Annotated in this window: 3 protein-coding genes and 1 pseudogene; 1 reads left to right on the top strand and 3 read right to left on the bottom strand. The window is 58.9% G+C overall.

What is annotated here, in order from left to right; all coding sequences use genetic code 11:
- Positions 1-807 (top strand): cation diffusion facilitator family transporter (locus ACHFFR_RS00440; RefSeq protein WP_394262300.1); only part of this gene is annotated, 807 nt, incomplete at its 5' end.
- Between the two features lie 55 nt (positions 808-862).
- Here ACHFFR_RS00440 and ACHFFR_RS00445 read toward each other — a convergent pair.
- From ACHFFR_RS00445 to ACHFFR_RS00455, 3 genes and pseudogenes are all read right to left on the bottom strand, one after another.
- A complete protein-coding gene (locus ACHFFR_RS00445; protein WP_394262301.1) occupies positions 863-1,927 on the bottom strand; it encodes an amidohydrolase family protein in 1,065 nt (354 codons plus the stop codon).
- Between the two features lie 2 nt (positions 1,928-1,929).
- A complete protein-coding gene (locus ACHFFR_RS00450; RefSeq protein ID WP_394262302.1) occupies positions 1,930-3,408 on the bottom strand; it encodes a CPBP family intramembrane glutamic endopeptidase in 1,479 nt (492 codons plus the stop codon).
- 426 nt (positions 3,409-3,834) lie between these two features.
- Positions 3,835-4,357 (bottom strand): annotated as a pseudogene (locus ACHFFR_RS00455) (signal recognition particle protein); the annotation flags it as partial.

Here is a 4,357-nt window from a genome sequence, read left to right on the forward strand (position 1 = left end):
GTGGTCAATCTCGTTGCCGCAATCATTGCCCTGATCGCACTCACGCTAGCCGCCAAGCCGGCGTCGTCGCGCTATACATTTGGCCGCTCGAAAGCCGAGTACTTCTCAGCCGCCATCGAAGGCGCAATGATTTTCGGTGCCGCGGCGCTCATTATCTTCGCGGCGATTCAGCGCCTGCTCAACCCGCAACCCGTGGAGTCACTGGGTATCGGCCTCGTCATCTCGACCTTTGCCGCACTCCTCAATGGCGCAGTCGGCTACTACCTCATCCGGGTGGGCAAAAAGCACCGATCAATCACGCTTGAGGCAGACGGCAAGCACCTGATCACCGACCTCATCACGTCGGCTGGAGTCATCCTCGGTCTCATTCTGGTTCTGCTCACCGGCTGGTATCACCTCGATCCGATCATCGCCATCCTCGTGGCCCTGAACATCATTCGAACGGGCGTGCAACTGCTCCGCACGTCGGTTGCCGGGCTCCTCGACGTCACGCTGCCGGAGGAAGAAAACCAGCAGATCGTCGACATCCTGCGTAGCCACGCGCGCAAGGGCAAGATTTCCTTCCACGGCCTACAGACCCGCCAGGCTGGCCGCCACCGGTTCATCAACGTGGACCTGCAAGTGCCAGGTGATTGGTCGGTCAAGCAGGGGCACGATCTGGCGGTAGTCATCGAGGACGACATCCACGCCACGCTGGCGGACGCAACGATCGTCATTCACGTCGAACCCATCGAGGATAAGCGCTCCTACGAGGACATCCCCGAGGGTTACATTCCCTTGAATTTCGACGACGACGCGGTGCGCTAGTACAAACGACGAGGTGCACTAGCACAACGCCACGGCTGGGCGCGTGCTCGCCTTCCTAGATCCGGATGCCGTCGATGAACACGGCCTCCGGAGCGCGGACGGCCTCGATGTTGATCTCCGGATCCTCGGAGTAAACCACGAAATCGGCGGGCGCGCCGTCGTGCCAGGTTGGCAGCCCAAGGCGTTCCCGGCCAGCAAATGACGCGGCGGCCATGACGATCTGCGCGGGCATCCCGTCGTCCACGGCGTCGATGAGCTCATCAGTCAGGTTGACCTCGCCCACGTTCTCGGCCGTGTCTGATCCCATGAGGAAGTGCGTGCCGGTCTCGACCATGAGTGCAAGATGCTCGCGGCGTTCGGCATCCATGCCGAGCATTCGTTCTTGGTAGATCGGGTACTTCGCCGCCGCCGCAGCGAACTCCGGAAAGCGCCGAATCTGATGCACAGTCGGAGTGATGAGGATTCCTCGGCTCGCGGCCTCGAGCAGGTGATCGCGGGTCATTCCCGTGCCGTGTTCGATGCCATCCACTCCAGCCTCAAGCAGGTCATCAATCGTCTCGCGAGCGAAGGTATGCACGGTGACTTTGCCCCCTGCTTCATGTACGGCCGCGACAGCATCGACGAGAGCTTCTCGCGGCCATAATGGAGTCAGATCCCCCACCTCGCGGTCGATCCAATCCCCCACGATCTTGATCCAGCCACCGCTCGCCGACAGCTGGCGCAATGCCTCCTCTGGGAGCTCAGCCGGCTCAACGTCGACGGCTAAATAGCGTTCATAGCGCTTGTACCGCGCGATGTGTTGCCCGCAGTGCAGGACGCGAGGAAGGCTTTCCACGCGTGCTTCGTTCGCATCGTGCTGGCCGCCTGCATCGCGCACGGCCGTCACCCCCACATTCGCGAGAATCTCCAATCGGCGGCGCATCTCGGCAATCGACAGCGGCTCGGGCGTGCGGCGCAGACCGGGGTGGGTATGCACGTCGAGCAGGCCAGGATAGATGAATCCCGACACGCTATCTGGGTTACCCGCCTCATGAGGGCGCTCCTTGGTGATGCGCCCGTCCACGATCCACGCTTCCGGAGCGTCGGTTCCACGTAGCGTTCCAGTTAAATGGATAGTCACGATCAGTCTCCTAGCGACGGCAGGGCGATACGTTGATCCTGAGTGTAGCGGCGCATCGCTGCGAAAGATAGGACGACTACCCCGAGCAATGCGAAAGCGATGAGCCATGCCTCAACTCTCATGTCATAAAAGTTTGAGCCCGCAACAACAAAGATCACGAACGTTGATGACCAAACCGTCACGACCATGCCCGTGCGCAGCAACCACGCGAGCACCAACCCTCCCCACACTGGAGTAAGAAGCGCCGAGGCAGCCACGCCGAGGTCGAGGTAAAAAAGGAAACGGAGCATAAGCAAACACGCGTATAGAGTGCCCACGGGTAGGGGGCCTGAACGCTTCCAGCCCTGTACACCAATAACCACAAGCGCCACGGCGATTTCGAAGTAGCCGTTACACAGCGCGGCTGCGACGCTCGAGCAGGAGTCCGAGTGAGAAAAGCTCGTGTTCTTAAGCAGGGACGGAATAAAGTACTTGTAGTTCTCAAACAACCCGCTGCCAATAAGCACAGCGAGCGCCAGCACGCCCGCCACCGCCACATTGAGAAGCACATTCGACGGAGTTATTGCAGTGGTTGGGGTCCGAGATTCTCGAAACACCCACACTACGACCATGCCCGCCACGCTCAGAACACCGATGAGAATCCACAACCATGCCGAATCGTTAAACGTTCGTGAGACTCCCGCACCGACGAGGCGGTAAAGATTGAAAGAAATCTTCACCCCTATAGGTAAAGCGAATACGAGCGCCGCGATGGCGAGGAAGTGCCGTCTCAGCGCCGTCGGCTTCGGTGACTTGAGTGGGCGGCTATTCGTCCGTTTTTCAGCACCGAGTAGAACCACGAAGGCTAAAACTAGAACACCTGTACTGACAGCGAGAATCTCCCCAGTTTTCACCCACCATGCGGCAAATCCCTCGAGAACGGTGTCCCTCCAGGGTTCCGCATATCGGAACGCATTCGCAACGAAGTGTGCAAGCCAGATCGGGAGTATCGAGCGGGTTCTCAAGAACCACCACACTGCAAAGAGGCTCCAGAGTGTCACACGAAAAATCGCGTGAATCGGACCAAAGTAGAGGTGGATCGTCCACCGGAATAGGAGTGTAACCAGGAAAGTCACAGACCACGGGATCCGGAACAAGCGTGCAAGGGTAATGATGAGGGCAACGAGGATAAGTTCCTCTTGCGCCCCATCCAGTCCGGAAAGTGCCGCCGTCATCCATGGCGGTTCTCGTGGTCCCCAAACGACGGGATCCGGAAGTAACTCGAGGCTTTCCTCGATTCGCTGTCTCTCTATTCCTCCTGCAGTTTTGAAGAGCACTTCAGAAGATGCCCTCATCAGCATAAATTGGCTTGAGGCACCGACGACGAGCAGCATCACATACCGACGGGCATGCCATTTACGATCGCCGACGGCCGGTGCCTTGGGGACGTCCCAGGCTCTCAGGTAAGCGAGCCAAAGCACTGTGAGTGCAACGTAGAGCACGTACACCGGTAGCGCGCAGAGGCCTCCGTCCGGTGGTCGCAACCACGCCAATACCCCGATGGCGGATGGAGCGATCAAACTCGCGATATGCACAGCGCCTGAATAAAGAAATGGCCACGCGAGTAAAGCCGACACGCCAACGAGCACCGTCCAATGACGTGGAGGGGAATCTGCTCGATTGCGGGCACTCATTTACTCATGGGGCCGCTAAGAAGTAGTAATCGGTAAAGGCGAAATCGAGTTGGTGCAAGCCCACGTGTTACCTACCTTGATACAACGATTACAGTGAACGACATACCAACCCTCGCGTGGAAACCTTCGATCATCACAAGCTCTACTCACACTATCAGGTGTCGTTCTTTCTATCCATATCTTCTTCCAAGTGGGGTTCCGCAGCACGAAAGACACCTTGGGCGGCATCAGCCATTACTTGAGGAATTTGGCAAGGTCGTCGAGATTGACCTCGGGCTGTTCGGTCTGCGTGGGCTGGCCGAATGCCGAACCCTTCGTTGCCCGCTCGCGTTCGCGCTGAGCCGCGAGCTCTTGCTGGCGCCTTTTCGCGGGATTCCCCGAGCGGCCCTTCTTGCCACCGGACCGGTTCTTCTTCCGCTTCGGTTGCTTCTTGGTGTAGCCGCCACCCATGCCGCCGGGCATTCCAGGTATGCCCGGCATGCCCGGCATTCCTCCACCACGTGACATCTGCGTCATGACCTTCTTGGCGTCCTCAAAGCGGTCCACGAGCTGGTTGACCTCGGTCACCGTGGTTCCAGAACCATTAGCGATACGCATGCGGCGCGAGCCATTTAGGATCTTCGTGTCTGCTCGTTCCGCCGGGGTCATCGACTTGACGATGGCCTCCTGACGATCGACCTCGCGCTCGTCGAATTCTTCAAGCGCGTCGCGGTACTGCCCCATACCCGGGAGCATGCCCATGATCTTCTTCATAGAT

This window comes from Trueperella sp. (assembly GCF_043424875.1).
Taxonomy (GTDB): domain Bacteria; phylum Actinomycetota; class Actinomycetes; order Actinomycetales; family Actinomycetaceae; genus Trueperella.